This is a genomic window from Mesorhizobium sp. M0239 (assembly GCF_040321815.1).
Taxonomy (GTDB): domain Bacteria; phylum Pseudomonadota; class Alphaproteobacteria; order Rhizobiales; family Rhizobiaceae; genus Mesorhizobium.
In genome coordinates, this window is the sequence record NZ_JAMYSG010000030.1 from 23,678 (window position 1) to 40,092 (window position 16,415).

General features: G+C 60.4%; 13 protein-coding genes. 10 read left to right on the forward strand and 3 right to left on the reverse strand.

Going from position 1 to position 16,415, the window contains the following annotated elements:
• Positions 1 to 8 precede the first annotated feature (8 nt).
• The gene (locus NKI99_RS26580; RefSeq protein WP_081734794.1) at positions 9 to 674 is read right to left on the reverse strand and encodes a class I SAM-dependent methyltransferase; all 666 of its coding nucleotides are present in this window, start codon (positions 672 to 674) and stop codon (positions 9 to 11) included.
• 233 nt (positions 675 to 907) lie between these two features.
• Between NKI99_RS26580 and NKI99_RS26585 the strand changes: the two genes are divergently transcribed.
• The 3 genes from NKI99_RS26585 to NKI99_RS26595 are packed head-to-tail and all read left to right on the forward strand — an operon-like array spanning position 908 to position 4,981.
• On the forward strand, positions 908 to 3,622 hold the full coding sequence (locus NKI99_RS26585; RefSeq protein ID WP_352442505.1) for an ABC transporter transmembrane domain-containing protein: 2,715 nt from the start codon (positions 908 to 910) through the stop codon (positions 3,620 to 3,622).
• Between the two features lie 34 nt (positions 3,623 to 3,656).
• Entirely contained in the window at positions 3,657 to 4,103 is a 447-nt protein-coding gene (locus tag NKI99_RS26590) for a cyclic nucleotide-binding domain-containing protein (RefSeq protein ID WP_031212612.1), read from the forward strand.
• A 23-nt stretch (positions 4,104 to 4,126) separates the two neighbouring features.
• On the forward strand, positions 4,127 to 4,981 hold the full coding sequence (locus tag NKI99_RS26595) for an MBL fold metallo-hydrolase (RefSeq protein WP_023809545.1): 855 nt from the start codon (positions 4,127 to 4,129) through the stop codon (positions 4,979 to 4,981).
• Position 4,982: 1 nt separating this feature from the next.
• Here the strand turns inward: NKI99_RS26595 and NKI99_RS26600 are convergent, their stop codons facing one another.
• Positions 4,983 to 5,744: a polysaccharide deacetylase family protein gene (locus tag NKI99_RS26600; protein WP_352612688.1), complete on the reverse strand. Its 762-nt coding sequence runs from the start codon at positions 5,742 to 5,744 to the stop codon at positions 4,983 to 4,985.
• Positions 5,741 to 6,829 carry a glycosyltransferase family 4 protein gene (locus NKI99_RS26605; RefSeq protein ID WP_023809547.1) on the reverse strand — a complete coding sequence of 363 codons (1,089 nt, stop codon included), beginning with the start codon at positions 6,827 to 6,829 and terminating at the stop codon, positions 5,741 to 5,743. Before NKI99_RS26605 ends, NKI99_RS26600 begins: the two co-directional genes overlap by 4 nt.
• A 74-nt stretch (positions 6,830 to 6,903) precedes the next feature.
• On the opposite strand from NKI99_RS26605, the gene NKI99_RS26610 reads away from it, so the two are divergent.
• From NKI99_RS26610 to NKI99_RS26640, 7 genes are all read left to right on the forward strand, one after another.
• Positions 6,904 to 8,085: a DUF3095 domain-containing protein gene (locus NKI99_RS26610; protein WP_081734769.1), complete on the forward strand. Its 1,182-nt coding sequence runs from the start codon at positions 6,904 to 6,906 to the stop codon at positions 8,083 to 8,085.
• Between the two features lie 179 nt (positions 8,086 to 8,264).
• Positions 8,265 to 8,369, forward strand: a complete 105-nt coding sequence (locus tag NKI99_RS26615; protein ID WP_023809549.1) for a hypothetical protein — start codon at positions 8,265 to 8,267, stop codon at positions 8,367 to 8,369.
• Positions 8,370 to 8,903: 534 nt separating this feature from the next.
• Positions 8,904 to 10,238 carry an adenylate/guanylate cyclase domain-containing protein gene (locus NKI99_RS26620; RefSeq protein ID WP_352442503.1) on the forward strand — a complete coding sequence of 445 codons (1,335 nt, stop codon included), beginning with the start codon at positions 8,904 to 8,906 and terminating at the stop codon, positions 10,236 to 10,238.
• Between the two features lie 157 nt (positions 10,239 to 10,395).
• A complete protein-coding gene (locus NKI99_RS26625) occupies positions 10,396 to 12,291 on the forward strand; it encodes an ABC transporter ATP-binding protein (protein WP_023809553.1) in 1,896 nt (631 codons plus the stop codon).
• Positions 12,288 to 14,186, forward strand: coding sequence for an ABC transporter substrate-binding protein (locus tag NKI99_RS26630; protein ID WP_023809554.1), 1,899 nt, complete (start codon positions 12,288 to 12,290; stop codon positions 14,184 to 14,186). Before NKI99_RS26625 ends, NKI99_RS26630 begins: the two co-directional genes overlap by 4 nt.
• A 2-nt stretch (positions 14,187 to 14,188) precedes the next feature.
• Positions 14,189 to 15,187, forward strand: coding sequence for an ABC transporter permease (locus tag NKI99_RS26635; RefSeq protein WP_023809555.1), 999 nt, complete (start codon positions 14,189 to 14,191; stop codon positions 15,185 to 15,187).
• The gene (locus NKI99_RS26640; protein WP_031212616.1) at positions 15,184 to 16,365 is read left to right on the forward strand and encodes an ABC transporter permease; all 1,182 of its coding nucleotides are present in this window, start codon (positions 15,184 to 15,186) and stop codon (positions 16,363 to 16,365) included. The genes NKI99_RS26635 and NKI99_RS26640 overlap by 4 nt, the downstream gene beginning before the upstream one ends.
• Positions 16,366 to 16,415 lie beyond the last annotated feature (50 nt).

Below are 16,415 nucleotides of genomic sequence, written 5' to 3' on the forward strand. Positions count from 1 at the left end.
AACGCGCTTCAAACAGTTCCAATCAGCATGAAGCGCGTATATTTTTTTGTCGGCAGTTCGCCGGAGAACCTGATCTCCCGTAGCGCCGCCATTGCTTCGAAGGCTGCAAGCGAAGCCACGCAGTTGATGTGCGTCGGCTCGCTGAAGTAATCGTTCGATTGCAGCAGCACATTCGTGCCCCGCGGAAGCAGGGCCAGCCAGGCACCCAGCTCGGCTATGTGTTCGCAGCTCGTATTGACCACTAGGTCGGGCCGCCCGGCGGCATAGTCGAGTGCGTACATATCTTCCGTCAGCGCCCGGAAGCGGTCGCCGGCTTCCCGGTTGAGGGTCCGGGCGACCGGCCCGACTTCCGGATCGATGTCGATGCTGTCGATCGCCGCAATGTCGAAACGGGCGTCGTTGAAAAGCATTGCCGGCAATACGCCGTACCATCCACCCAGCACCCATATACGCCCGAACCGGCCGCCGCAGCTTCCAAACAGCTCGTCGAGCGCCCACATCTTGCAAGCGACCTGCTTGTGGTTGAAGGCGTTGGCGATGTCGGCCGTCGGATGCTTGGCGATGACGCGCGCCAGCCCGGCGACGAGAGGGTGGTCGACATAGGCGGCAATTCCCCGGGCGAGATCCAAGGCTTGTTCGTGCCCGCCGGCATTGCGTGCTTGTGTGACATCCATCATATTCGTCCTCTATGTTGGGATTTCGGGCGACACAACGCAATATTGCCTCACGCGAGCCTGTTCGACTTGCGGATAAGACGATGCCGCCAGCCGTTTCGCCGTTGCACGGTGGCGAAGGGGGCCGATTGCGTCTGTCCCGACCAGCGGCGTCCATCCGCGAAGACATTGCCGATACATCGTTTGCCAGCAGGTGCTTTCACCGCCTGCATCCTCCAAACTGACAGTCGCATATGGAACCCAGCCTAGCCCGCTATATCTGGACGCACACCCGGAAGCAGCAGATCTGGATATTGATGATCGTCCTGCTTTCGATGATCCCATATTTCATGTCCTTCGACCTGCCGAAGCTGATCGTCAACGGCCCGATCCAGGGGAAGGGGTTCGAGCAACCCGGCACGACCCTGCCCTTCATGAGATTGCACTATAACCTGCCGTTCATTGGCGAGGTCCAGTTCTTCTCCGGTTTTCAGCTTGACCGCAAGGAGACGCTGCTTGCCCTGAGCCTTGTGTTCCTCTTGCTGGTCGTCATCAACGGCCTGTTCAAACTCTACATCAACACCTACAAGGGCCGCCTCGGCGAACGCATGCTGCGGCGTATTCGCTTCGATCTGATCGATCGTGTGCTGCGGTTTCCGCCGATTTACTTCAAGCGGGTGAAATCCGCCGAAGTGGCGACCATGGTGAAGGATGAGGTGGAGCCGCTGGGCGGCTTTATCGGCGATGCCTTCCTGCAGCCGGTGCTGCTCGGCGGCCAGGCGCTGACGGCCATGCTGTTCATCATGGTCCAGAACGTCTGGCTCGGAATGATAGCGGTGGTGATCGTGATCATCCAGATCGTACTCATCCCGCGGATGCGGCGGCGGCTGCTCGTGCTTGGGCGCCAACGGCAGCTGACGGCGCGCGCGCTTTCTGGCCGGGTTGGCGAAATCGTTGACGGCATCGGCGCGGTTCACGTCCACGATACGTCGAACTACGAGCGCGCCGACATAGCTGCTAGGCTAGGGCTCATCTTCAAGATCCGCTTCGATCTTTACCAATGGAAATTCATGGTAAAGTTCCTCAACAATTTTCTCGCACAGCTCACGCCCTTTCTGTTCTACATGATCGGCGGGTATCTGGTCATCGGGGGCCGGCTGGACGTCGGCCAACTCGTGGCGGTGATCGGAGCCTACAAGGACCTGCCCGGACCGATGAAGGAACTGATCGACTGGGATCAGGATCGGCAGGATGTCCAGGTCAAATATCAGCAGGTCGTTGAACAGTTCACCGTCGAGGATATCATTGCGCCGGGAATCGCGGCACTGACGATCGACGATCGCGGTCCGATGACAAACCCGCTGTCGGCGGTCGGTCTCTCCATGGCAGACGATGGCGGTGCAATGCTCCTCAACCGTGTCTCCATGCAGGTCAAGCCGGCTGAGACGGTGGCGCTGGTCAGCACCCCGACAGGCGGAGCGGAGGCGCTAGCAGAAGCCTTCGCGCGTCTGAACTGGCCAGAGAGTGGAAAGGTCGCTTCGGGCGCCGATGACCTGCTTGAACTCCCCGAAGCCGTGACCGGCCGGCGCATGTCTTACGCCTCGTCGGATGTTTTCCTGTTCCAAGCAAGCCTGCGCGATAACCTGCTCTACGGGTTGAAGCATGCACCGCTGACATCGGTGACTTATGACGGCGCCGCGGCAGACCAGCAGCGCTGGAACATGGACGAGGCGCGCCGGTCGGGCAATCCGGATTTCGACGTCCATAGCGACTGGATCGACTATGCTTCCGCCGGTGCTACCGGCCCGCACGACCTCTTTGAAGCGGTGCGCCGGGTGCTCGACGCGGTTCTTCTGTCGCGCGACATACTGGATCTTGGCTTGCGCTCTTCGGCCGACCTCACGCGTCACACGAAGCTCGCCGGGCGGATCGTCGAACTGCGTGCAGCGCTGCGAACCCGGCTGGAACAGGAAGGGCTGCGCGAACTGGTGGTTCCTTTCGAGCCGGGCGCTTACAACACGGAAGCGACGATCGGCCAGAACTTGCTTTTCGGCGCCGCCGCCGGCCCCGAACTGGCCGACAAGGCTCTGGCGGCCAATCCCTACTTTGCTTCCGTGCTGAAGCAGGCCGGCCTCGACAGCACGCTCTACGAGATGGGCATGGAGATCGCCGAACAGGCCATCGAGCTGTTTGCCGACCTGCCGCCAGATCACCAGTTCTTCCAGCAGCTCGCCTTCATGAGCGCCGAGGAGATCCCCGCCTACGAGACCTTGCTGCAGCGGCTCAAGAACCGCCCCTACGAGGCGGTTTCGGAGGCCGACCGCGCCATGATCATCACCTTGAGCTTTGCCTATATCGAGCCCCGGCACCGCTTCGGCCTGCTGACCGACGAGTTGATGAGCAAGATCGTCGCCGCACGCAACCAGTTCTATGAAAACCTGCCGCCCGAACTGCACAACGCGATCGAACGGTATGATCCTGCCAAATACATTGCCGCGGCCACCGTCATGGACAATGTCCTATTCGGCCGTGTGGGAAACAACCATCCCGACGCCCCGGACCGCATACGCTCCATCGTCTATGACATTCTTGACGAGCTGGGGCTCTATGCCGAGCTTCTGGATGTCGGCCTGGACTTCAACGTCGGCGCCGGTGGAAGGCGGCTGACCGGCGGACAGCGACAGAAGCTCGATGTTGCCCGGGCTCTGCTCAAGCGTCCCGATTTTCTCATTCTCAACCGGCCGCTGTCGGCGCTCGACCAGCGCATTCAGGACAAGGTGCTGCGAAACGTGCTCGAGGAAGCCAGACGCGACGGCCATTCGCCGGCAATTGTGTGGGTCGTGACGAGTCCGGCAATGGCGATGATGTTCGATCGCGTTATCGTCTTTGACTCGGGTCAATTGGTGGAAGACGGTACACACGAGACACTTTTGGCAGAGAACGGTATCTTCAAGGAACTTCTGTCATAGTCTGGCAGACGCGAATTTAGGAAGGTTTGCGACAATGCTGCTCAAGGATGAAGTTGGAATGCTGCAACGCGTTCCCTTGTTCTCTGGCATTGAGCCGGCAAAGCTCAAGCTGCTCGCGTTCACATCCGATCGCGTGAATTACAGCGCCGGCCAGATTCTTTTCCGGCAGGGCGACGAGGCAGACGCTGCCTATGTCATCCTTTCAGGCAGGGCGGATATTCTGGTCGATTCCGACAGCGGGCCGATGAAAGTTGCCGAACTGCTGCCAAATTCGATTGTCGGCGAGATCGCCATATTGTGCAACAGCTCCCGCACTGCCACCGTCAGCGCGGCAAGTGATCTGGAGGCCTTGAGAATCCGCAAGGATCATTTCCTGAGGCTTATGAAGGAGTTCCCGGAAATGACCATCGAGATATTGCGGGTTCTTGCCGATCGGCTAAGCCATACGACCGCGGATCTGATCGACGCACGAAGCGCCTAGAGCTATGATGGGCGAAAGGTAGCATGGACGACGATTTTTTCCTGGTCAGATTTTGGGGCGTGCGCGGCAGCATTGCTGTATCCGGGCCAGAATTCGCTCGCTATGGCGGCAACACAATCTGCATTGAGATGCGATGCGGCAAGCATACGCTTCTGTTCGACGCAGGCTCTGGCCTGCGGCCTGCCGGCAAGGCGCTTCAGGCGTCGGATGTGACCGATTTCGACCTGCTTTTCACCCATTGCCATTACGATCACATCATCGGGCTGCCGGCTTTTGCGCCTATCTTCGACCCGAGCGTCAAGCTTACGCTTTGGTCCGGGCATCTTGCAGGACGCATGACGACCCGGCAGATTATCGATGAGTTCATACGGCCGCCGTGGTTTCCGGTGAAAATGAACGTCTGCAAGGCAAATCTCGACTGCCGCGATTTCGTATCCGGAGACGTGCTTCGGCCGCGCGAAGGGGTGGTGGTTCGGACCGGCAGTCTCACCCATCCGGGAGGCTGCATAGGCTACCGGATCGAATGGGGCGGCCGCGTCGTGGCGGTGATCACCGACACCGAGCACGAGCCGGACAAACTCGATCAGTCGGTGCTCGACCTGATCGAAGATGCCGACCTCGTCATTTACGATTGCACCTACACCGAGAAGGAAATGGAACGCCGCCGCGGTAACGGTCACTCGACATGGCAACAGGGCGTCAAGCTCTGTGAGGCGGCCGGTGCACGGGCGCTTGCGCTGTTTCACCACGATCCGACACGCACCGACGAGCAACTGGACGAGATGGAGAAGCTGGCCAAGGACAGGTTTGCCGGCGCTTTTGCCGCGCGGGATGGCCAGATGCTCAAATTCCCGGTCTCATCGCACAGAAAGCGCTGAGCTATTTTCCTTTACCCGCGTGGCGCCCGATCAATGTCCTGATCGGAAGCCATGCACAGGGTTCAGCCTGTGCGGTGACTGTCAACAATCGTTCGAGGAAAAGCCAGGCCGATTCATCATGTACAAGATGGTGGGTGAGCAGGCCGATCGGCTCGCCGTCGGATGCATGCTGCAAGTGTGCGATGATAGCCTGGACCAATACACCATGATCGCGGCAGCCGCGCGTGCCATGCCAATCCATGATGTCGACATTGCTGTTGATGACCGCCAATGAAGCCGGCTTCGGCGGCCCATAGACTGACAAGGCCGCAAAACCTATCGATCCAAGGTGGGATACCACGCCGGCGTCGATCCTGTTCCAGGGCGGCACCAGCATCGGAACGGCACGTGCGCCGTGCAGGCCGGTTACTCGCGACAGTCCGCGAGCCAGATCATCGAGCACCGCCTCGCGTGGCCGATGCGCGCCGAGCTCCTGCTTTTTCTGGTCCTCGGGCGCATGAGTCCGGTGCGCCCAGCCATGGATGGCGACCGTGGCATGCGGGGCCTCGTCGAGCCGGGCGACAAGCTTCGCGTCGGTCAGGGCCGGAATGACGGCCAGAGTGACCGGAACCGCGAATTCACCGGTGAGGTCGAGCAGCCGATCAAGCGCAGGCGTCGGATACACGGCGTCGTCGTCGCGCAGCCAGAACTCCGCCTTGCGGCCCGCCCGTTGCAGGCGCGCCAGCTCTTCCACCAAGGGCTGCCAGATCGGATCGGACGTCATGAGACCGGGACCTTCGCAATAAGTTCGGCCAGACGCGCAGCTGCGCCACCGAGGGAACGTTCTTCGAGAACGAAACGCCGGGCTTCCGCGGCCATGATGGTTCTTTCGTCGTCCCGGGCCAGAAGCCTTTCAATGGCGGAAGCGAACGCCGCGACATCGCCCGGCGGGGTGAGAAACCCGGTCTGGCCATCCCGCACGACCTCCGGCACGCCGGCGATGTCCTGAGCCACCACCGGAAGGCCGGCGGCCTGTGCTTCAAGATAGGCAACGCCGTAGGCCTCGCCATAACCCGGCCAGACATAGATTCCCCCGGTATAAAGGACATCCGGCACGGCGGCAGGCTCGATCGAGCCGATCCATTCGATACGATCGGCGGGCAAGCCGGCGAATTGCGCTTCGACCTCGTCGCGAGCTGGCCCGTCTCCGACGACCGACATGGTCCAGGGCATATGGCCGATCAAGCCGAGCGCTTGCGCCAGCATGCGATAGCTGCCCAGTTTGTCGCCCGGGCGCATCATGGCGACGGTAACGAGGCGCGTCGGACAACCCCGTGCCGGGATTTCCCGGAATGCCGATATGTCGATGAAGGGCGAAAGCATACCGAAAGCGGCCTTGGGAATAGCATCCGCCAGTCCCTGACGATCCCTTTGGGTGAAGCAGATGTTCAGAGCCGCTTGTTCGATGGCTCGCGCCACCAATGCTTGGCTATCGGCCCACAAGCCGGCATTGCGTCGCCTGGAATAGGAGGCTTCCGCTGTCACATAGGGGACAGCAAAGGCCGACGCCAGCTCCGGCCCGATCAAGTCGGGCGCCTTGTAATAGGGATGGTAGGTGAACCAGAGATCGGGCTTGCCGTCACGATCCCAAAGCTTGGTCAGCCGCGCGGCTTCCTCTGCGGCCTCGATCTTGAGTGCCTCGAAACTTTTCGACTCCGGCTGGCGTAGATAGAAGCGCAACTCAGATGCCAATTCGACGCTATGCCCTCCGTACTCCAGCGCTTTGACAAGCATCCGTGCCATCTGGCGGTCGCCGGAGACAACGGGATGATTGGGTGACTTCAGCGGCGCGTAGAAGGCAATTCGCATCGCGCGACCCTATCATCGGAAAGCCTGCGCAAGTCAATTTCCAAGCGTGATCGACTTCACCTTCAAGTCGTGGAATGTGCTATCTGATGGCCATGGAAACAGCTGTCGCGTCCGACCCTTTTGTCGCTTCTTTGCCGGTCTTCGCAAAGTTCGAAAGCGTTGCCGATATCGATAACTATCGGCCCCTCCCCGATGGCTGGGCGCTGGCCACTGCCGACATTGTCGGCTCGACCAAGGCGATCGAGGCGGGGCGCTATAAAACCGTCAATATGGCCGGCGCAAGCGTCATTTCGGCGCTGCTCAATGCGCTGGGTCGGCAAGATCTCCCCTTTGTCTTCGGCGGCGACGGCGCACTCGTGGCGTTTCCCGGCTCGGCGCTGGAGATCGCCCGCAACGCGCTGGCGGCCGTCCAAAGATGGGTGGCGGACGAACTGGGCCTGACCTTGCGCGCCGCGATCGTGCCGATAGGGGACATAAGGGCGCAGGGCCTCGACGTTCGCGTGGCGAGGTTCCAGGCCTCCGAAGCGGCCTTCTATGCCATGTTCGCCGGCGGTGGCGGCAGTTGGGCGGAAGCTGAGATGAAAGCGGGGCGCTACCGCATCGATCCTGCGCCGGTCGGCGCGCGGCCGGATCTGACCGGCCTTTCCTGCCGTTGGAACCCGATCGAAGCACGGCATGGCGAAATCGTCTCGATCATAGCCACACCGGGGGCGTCGCGCGACTTGCGCGGGTTTCAGTTTCTGGCTTCCGACATCATCGCCCTCGCCGGCAGGCAGGAGCGCGATGGCCACCCGGTGCCGGTGGACGGCCCGGGCTACAGTCTGCTGCCCGCCGGCCTGGATGTCGAGGCGCGGGCGATGGCCACGGCAGGATGGCGGTGGCGGTCGAAGCTGTGGATCGTGTTCCTGATGACGCTTACGGCTGTAACCGATCGATTTGGCTGGACGATTGGCCGTTTCGATCCGAAGGTCTACAAACGCGAGGTGGCCAGCAATTCGGATTTCCGAAAGTTCGACGACGGCTTGAAGATGACCATCGACGTTGACGCGGATGTGCTGCATCGGATCCAAGACCGGCTGAAGCAGGCGGAAGAGGCGGGCATCTGCAATTATGGCCTGCACCGCCAGAAGTCGGCCTTGATGACCTGCCTCGTCATCTCGCCGCTGCAGCGCGATCATGTTCATTTCATCGATGGCGCCGCCGGCGGCTACGCGATGGCTGCCGCAAGCCTGAAGGCGAAGGCGCCGGTCTGCTGACTGCTTGCGGAAATCGATTTCCGCAATATGCCCTCACTCATGGTTCTTGGCACCGGTGAGCCGCGCCATGGGAGCGGGTAGCCTGTCCGAATTGACGGGAAAGCAGATTTTTGGACGCCTAACGATCAACATATGACCGTCTTCTGAACCGGATTTCGAGGTGCGTCGCGCAAGTCGGCGTGATCGGACCGAGCTATGTCGGGTTGCCGCTGTCGGTTGCGATCGCACGCGCCGGGTTCCCGGTTTCCGGCTTCGACATCGAAGCCCGGAAGGTCGATGCCTGAGCAACGGCCAATCCTACTTGAGGCAGTGACGTCGACAGCCGTGCCGGCCGGGCGGTTCCGCACCACTGCGGATTTGCCGAACTAGCCGTCTGCGATGCCATCATAATCTGCGTTCCGACACCGCTGACGAAACACCGGGAGCCGGAGAGGATCCCCGAAGGATCCGATGCTGTCGTCGTGGCAACCTACCACGACGCGATCGACTATCAGGCGATCGCTGATCACGCTCCTCTGGTCGTCGACACACGCAATGATTTTGGCCGCCTCGGGCTGGTCCAAGCGACAGTGGTGGTGAAGGCCCGACGATGTCTGAGACGGCGAATTCTTTGCCCGATGTCAGGATCGAGATTGCACTCCGCCGGAAGCCTCGCCACATAGGGTTCCAGGTGATAGATGCTGTTTACGCTGCTTCCTTCCTGCAAGGAGTTATTTAGGAAATTCTTCGCCGGCTTTCGTCGCCGAAGCCGGCTTCACTGCCTTCACTTGTGTGGCGGATCAAAGGAGATGGCTCGTCTTCGACGGGTTTGAGATAGCATGAGCACAGCGCAAGCAGAAGTTTCCACTATTCTCATGGATAAAGTTGCCGACTGGCTGAGCCAATCGGCGCTGGCGGGCAACGACCTGGAAACATTGGTAAAGGGCTTTTGTGAACGGTTGGCTGCTGCCGGCCTGCCGCTGAAGCGGGTGCATTTGAGCTTTTCGATGCTTCATCCGCTCTATGACGCGCTTGGTTTTACCTGGCTTCGCGGCCAGGGCCTGGAAGTGGAAGGCTTCCGCAGTGAGAACGGCGTTCATTCCGACAGATTCCTGACCAGCCCATACTACCATCTGCTCAGCAACAAGCTCGACCACCTGCGGCGCCGGCTTGACCCCTCGGTGCGGTCGGAGTTTCCTGTTTTCGACGACCTCAGGCGTATGGGCGTCACCGATTACATGGCATTCGTGCATCCCTTCAACGGCGATACCAGCCAGGGCATGATGGGGTCGTGGTCGACCGACAGTGCGTCTGGCTTCAGCGACGGCATGATTTCGGCGCTATTGCGGATCCAGAACTATCTCGCTATCGCCACCAAGATGGCGGTGCTCACCAAGCTCGCCGACAACATGATGACCACTTATCTTGGCGGCGACGCCGGCAGACGTGTGCTGGACGGCCAGATCAAGCGCGGCGAGGGTGACACAATCCGGGCCGCACTGGTCATGGGCGATATGCGGGGGTCGACAAGGCTTGCCGAAACCTCCGGTCGCGAAATCTACATCGATACGCTGAACCAGTTTTTCGATGCCATCGCTGCACCTTTCAATCGCAAAGGCGGGCAGATCATGAGTTTCCTGGGGGATGGCTTCATCGCCGTCTACCCCTGCGAAAGGCATCGCTCGCAGTCCGAGATCGCCTGCCAGGCTGCTCTTGCGGCAGCGCACAAGGCCAGCGCGCGCATGATGGAGCTCAATCTGCGCAGAAAGGAGCAGGGGTTGGGCGACATAAAGTTTGGTATCGGCCTGCATGTCGGCAATGTGATGTTCGGCAACGTCGGACTTACCGACCGGCTGACATTCTCTGTCTTCGGCTCGGCTGTAAACGAGGTCCAGCGTCTCCAGACCCTGACCAAGAAATATCCGCACAGCGTTCTCGCCAGCAAGGACTTCGCCAGCTATTGCGGCGACAACAGTTGGCTGACGCTCGGCACAGAGGAACTGGCGGGTATCAAGCAGAAGCTGACGGTGCTTTCACCCGATTTGTCGGGTGCTCTCGCGCTCGATGAAGACGCTGCGCCGATTCAGGACCGGATATCGGACGCCGAGCAGGTCATGCTGCTTCATCGCGATGCCGCGCGGTTGTCGGCAAGCGACCGGAGGAAGCTCCAGTAACCGACACGATCCGGTCCGAAAGCCTTGGTGTGCAGCCCGGTCGCCGGTTCCGTCGCGGAATTCGATTCGAATCCAAGTTGCTCTAGGCTGGCAATACGCTAGTCTCGCTTTTTGGGTCTGCCGCCCGGCAGACTGCCAGAGTGGGGCTGGTGTGAGGATGAATTCGGGCATTGATCTGCTGCGGATCGAGGATCTTGGCATCTCTTTTGCCATGATCGGGGGACCGTTGCATGCCGTCAGACGCGCAAATCTCCGCGTCCTGCCCGGCAAGGTTACCGCGCTTGTGGGCGAGTCCGGTTCCGGAAAATCGGTTCTCAGCCAGGCAGTGATGGGCATTTTGCCGAATACGGCCCACGTTCGCGGCCGTATCCTGTTTTCTGATCCTGAAAAGCCTGGCACGACGCAAGACATCCTGCAGATGCAGCGTGACGGAACCGAAATCCGGGCGTTGAGAGGCAGCCGCATCGGCAAAATCTTTCAGGAGCCAATGACATCGCTCTCGCCGCTGCACACGATCGGCAACCAGGTCAGCGAATCCTTGCAGATTCATACGCCTATGGCTCGGGCGGAGCGCAAGGCGCGGACCGAGGAAATGCTCGGCCTTGTCGGCTTCCCCAATCCCAAGCGCGCCTACGACATGTATCCATTTGAACTTTCGGGAGGATTGCGGCAACGCGCCATGATCGCCATGGCGCTTATCTGCCGGCCTGCTTTGTTGATCGCCGACGAGCCGACGACGGCGTTGGACGTCACCATCCAGGCGCAAATCCTGCAATTGCTGCGCGGGCTTCAGACCAAGCTGAACATGGCGATGCTGCTGATCACGCACGACCTCGGCGTGGTCGCCAATGTCGCCGACGAGGTGGTGGTCATGTACCATGGCGAGATCATGGAAATGGGGCCTGTCGAGGCGATATTCCGCCGGCCGGGCCACCCTTACCTGAAGGGCCTAATGGCAGCCGTTCCGCATTTCGACCTGAAGCCCGGTGAAAGGCTAAAGGCGCTCCGCGAGGTGCCGGTGAATGTCGGGAACCTGCTCGGCAAGCAGACTGCCCCGGCATCGAAGGGGCCAGACGACATCCTGCTGTCGGTAAGGGATCTGACTAAGACCTTCACCATCCGCAAGTCAGGATGGTTCAGCGGGGGTCATCAATCCTCTGTTCGCGCCGTGGACGGCGTGAGCTTCGACATCAGGCGGGGTGAGTGTCTGGGTCTGGTCGGCGAAAGCGGCTGTGGCAAAACAACCGTCAGCAAGATCCTCATGCGGGCCATTACCCCCAGCGGCGGTTCTGTGATCTTCAACGGCCGCGATGGACCGACCGACGTCCTGGGCGCAGAGGGAGATGCCCTGCGCATATTGCGCGCGAAAATCCAGATGGTCTTCCAGGACCCGGTTTCGTCGCTTTCACCTCGCATGACGGTGGAGAACATCTTGAGCGAGCCGCTGGAGATCCATGAGCGTGGCAATGCGGCGTCCCGACTCGCCACGGTCAAGAGCCTGATGCAGGCAATCGGGCTCGATCCGCGCTTCATCAAGCGTTATCCGCACAGTTTCTCCGGCGGGCAGCGTCAGCGCATCGGCATCGCGCGCGCATTGGCGCTGGGGCCTGAACTCCTGATCTGCGACGAGCCGGTTTCGGCGCTCGATGTCTCTGTCCAGGCGCAGATCCTGAATCTTCTGAAGGACCTGCAAAAAGAACTGGGCCTGACCTACCTGTTCATATCCCACAATCTGGCGGTGGTGGACTACATGGCAGACCGCATCGCGGTGATGTGCGGCGGGCGTATCGTCGAGCTTGCGCCGCGCGAAATTCTGCTCAGGAAACCAATCCACCCCTACACGCGCTCCCTGGTCGCCGCGGTACCTTTCCCCGATCTCGACCGGCCGATGGATTTCAAGACGCTGAAGCTCGGCGGCGCTTCTGACACCAGCGCATGGGGACCACAATTCCGCGAAGAAGGCGACGAGGATGTCCTGGCGCCGCTCGATCTTGGCGGCGGCCACCTCGTGCTGGCCCGACGTTCGGCCGATGTCAGCGAGTTACGCCATTGATCAGCCGTCGCACCGTCCTTGGCGTGATGGCTTCGGCACTCCTGCCGGGCACGTCGCGCGCTGGCGACCTGGAGCCGGAATTTCTTCGGCCGCAGCTGACGGCCAGGGCGCTGCCAGCACTCACCGAGCGCCTGCCCAAGAGCCCGCGCGCCTTGAATCTCGCCACGATGGGCCGGCAGCCGGGCCAATATGGCGGCACGCTGCGTACGATCATCGGCAGCCAGAAAGATATCCGGATGATGACGATTTACGGATATTCTCGCCTGGTCGGCTACGACGAAAAGCTTAGCTTGCAGGCCGACATTCTCGAAAATTTCGACGTCGCGGATGATCGCATCTTCACGTTCAAGATACGGGAAGGACACAAATGGTCCGACGGCAGCCTGCTGACGCCGGAGGATTTTCGCTATTGTTGGGAAGATGTCTGGCTGAACGATGAGCTTTCGCAAGGCGGGCTCGCCCCGACCCTGATGGCGGACGGCAAGCCGCCACGCTTCGAGATCGTCGATCCGTTGACGGTGCGCTATAGTTGGGATGCGCCCAATCCCGACTTCCTGCCCAAGCTCGCTGCCGCTTCGCCGATATCGCTTGTTCTGCCATCCGCCTATCTCAAGCAGTTCCACAAGAAATATCAGGATCCATTCCGGCTCGCCGGCCTGATGAAGGAGAACCGGACCCAGAAATGGACGCTCCTGCATATCCGTATGTCGCGGCAATATCGCCCGGAGAACCCGGAACTGCCGACGCTCGACCCCTGGCAGAACCGAACCAAGCCGCCGGCCGAGCAATTCATCTTCGAGCGCAACCCCTTCTTTCATCGGACAGACGAGAACGGCCGGCAACTGCCCTATGTTGACCGAATCATCATGAATGTCAGCTCATCGGCGATCATCTCCGCGAAGACCGGGGCGGGCGAGAGCGACCTGCAATGCATGGGAATTGACTTCAGCGATTACTCCTTCCTGAAGGACGCGGAGAAGCGCTATCCGGTGAAGATGCACCTGTGGAAACGCACACAGGGTTCTCGGCTGGCGCTGCTGCCGAATCTGAATTGTGCCGACCAGGTGTGGCGTGGCCTTCTGCGTGACGTGCGCGTGCGCCGCGCACTTTCGCTCGCCGTGGACAGGCGCGAGATCAATATGGCCGTGTTCTACGGATTGGCGCAGGAAAGCGCCGATACGGTTTTGTCCGAGAGCCCGCTCTACCGGCCGGAATTCGCTAAAGCTTGGGTTGCCCATGATCCCGACCAGGCCAACGCGCTGCTCGACGAGGTCGGGCTTCTGGCACGTGACGATGACGGCCTGCGGATACTTCCCGATGGACGCTCTGCCCAGATCATCGTGGAAACCGCCGGCGAAAGCACGCTGGAAACCGACGCGCTCGAACTCATCACCGATCACTGGCGAAAGATCGGCATCGCCCTGTTCATCCGGACTTCGCAGCGCGACATCTTCCGCAGCCGCGCGCTTGGCGGCCAGATCATGATGTCGATGTGGTCGGGCATCGACAATGGCGTGCCGACCGCCGACATGAACCCGAGTCAGTTGGCCCCCACAATCGACGATCAGCTGCAATGGCCGCTCTGGGGTGCTCACTACTTGTCTCATGGCAAGATGGGCGAGGCGCCCGATCTTCCTGCAGTGATCGAGTTAATGGTTTTGCTCAAGCGCTGGAACGCATCGACCGAAGCGACAGAGCGCGCCGAAATCTGGAATTCGATGCTGTCGATCTACACCGATCAGGTGTTTTCGATCGGGACCGTGAACGGAACGCATCAGCCGATTCTGGTGTCCTCACGGCTGCGCAATCTGCCTGACAAGGCGCTCTTCGGCTACGATCCGACCGCCTATTTCGGTGTCTACATGCCGGATACATTCTGGCTTGGAGAGTCCTGAGCGTGCTTCGATATATTGTCTGGCGCATTACTGTGATGGTTCCAACGCTGCTGGTGATATCAGCGCTGGTGTTCACGATCATCGAACTTCCCCCCGGCGACTATTTCGACAGCTATGTCGCCGAGCTTCGGGCACAGGGCGAAGGGGTGGATTCCGATCGCATCGAGATGATGCGCAAGGAATATGGTTTCGACAAGCCGCCGATCATTCGTTACTTCTATTGGGTCGGCGGGATGCTGCACGGCGATTTCGGCTATTCCTTCGAGTATGAGTTGCCGGTTCGCGACGTCGTCGGGGACCGAATGTGGCTGACTGTGCTGGTTTCCTTCGTCACGATCATCTTCACTTGGCTCATCGCCTTTCCGATCGGCATGTACTCCGCGACGCATCAATACAGTTGGGGCGATTACGGCCTGACCTTTTTTGGCCTCCTAGGCCTTGCCATTCCGAACTTCATGCTGGCGCTGATCCTGATGTATTTCGCCAACATCTGGTTCGGCACGTCCATCGGCCATCTCATGGACCCGCAATATCTCAGCGAGCCGATGAGCTGGGCCAAGGCGAAGTCGATACTCTCCCATCTCTGGATCCCGGTCTTGATCATCGGCACCGGCGGCACGGCAAGCATGATCCGGCGGCTGCGCGCCAATCTGCTCGATGAGCTACACAAGCAATATGTGGTGACCGCGCGCGCCAAAGGTCTTCATCCGTTCAGGGCGCTGGTCAAATATCCGCTGCGCATGGCGCTCAATTTCTTTATTTCCGACATCGGCTCCATCCTGCCGGCCATCATCTCCGGCGCCGAAATCACCGCGATCGTGCTGTCTTTGGAAACGACCGGGCCGATGCTGATCAAGGCGCTGCAAAGCCAGGACATGTATCTGGCGGGGTCGTTCCTGATGTTCCTCGCCTTCCTGACGGTTATCGGCGTCCTGATTTCCGACCTGGCGCTGGCGCTGCTGGATCCACGAATTCGTTTGCAGGGCGGCAGCACCAAATGAAAACGGATTCGCCGCTCCCCGCACCGAGTGCTCCACTAGAACACTATGTTTCCAGCGCGCCCTTTGACCTGCAGTCGGTCGAGGCGATGACGGTGGAGCAGTCGAAGGTCTTTCAGGCGTCGCAGTTGCGGCTGATGTGGTGGAAATTCCGCTTGCACCGGCTCGCCCTTGTATCCGGCATATTCCTGGTAGTGCTTTATTTCGGGATATTAATCTGCGAGTTCCTGGCGCCCTACAACCTGCACACGCGCAACATGGACTACATCTATTCGCCGCCGCAGCAGGTGCACCTGTTCCACAACGGCCAGTTCGTCGGGCCGTTCGTCTATGGCCGCCAGATGACGCTGGACATGGACACGCTCAAGCGGAACTACATCGACAACCAGGACGATGTTCAGCGGCTCCGTTTCTTCTGCAAGGCCGATCGTTACCGGTTCTGGGGCCTGATCGAAGGTGACAGGCATTTTGTCTGCGCTGCCGAAAACGGTCAGCTTTTCCTGGCGGGCACCGACCGGCTGGGGCGCGACGTGCTCTCGCGCATGATCTATGGCGCACGCATTTCACTGACAATCGGCCTCGTCGGCATCAGTTTCAGCTTCCTGCTGGGCATCGTCATCGGCGGACTGGCCGGTTATCACGGCGGTATCTTCGACCTGATCGTTCAACGAATAATCGAAGTTCTGCAATCGATTCCCAGCATTCCGCTATGGTTGGCCCTGGCGGCGATCATGCCGATAACCTGGAGCCCAATCCTGATCTATTTCGGCATCACCGTCATCCTCGGAGTGCTCGACTGGACCGGACTGGCGCGGGCCGTGCGTTCAAAGCTTCTGGCCTTGCGCGAGGAAGATTACGTTCTCGCCGCGCAGTTGATGGGCGCCGGAAGCAGCCGCATCATTAGGCGGCATCTCATTCCCGGCTTCATGTCGCATCTGATCGCGACGGCGACGCTCTCGATTCCTGGCATGATCCTGGGCGAGACGGCGCTGAGCTTCCTCGGGCTCGGCCTGAGGGCGCCGATAACCAGCTGGGGAATCCTGCTCACCGAGGCGCGCAGCGTCAGCGTGATCGCGTTCTATCCATGGCTTCTCCTGCCGATGCTCCCCGTCATTCTCGTCATCATGGCGTTTAACTTCCTCGGTGACGGCTTGCGGGACGCCGCAGATCCCTACAAGTGAGGTCGTTATTTTGCCGCGCGCCGTGCCGCCTATTCCACCCGGTATGATCC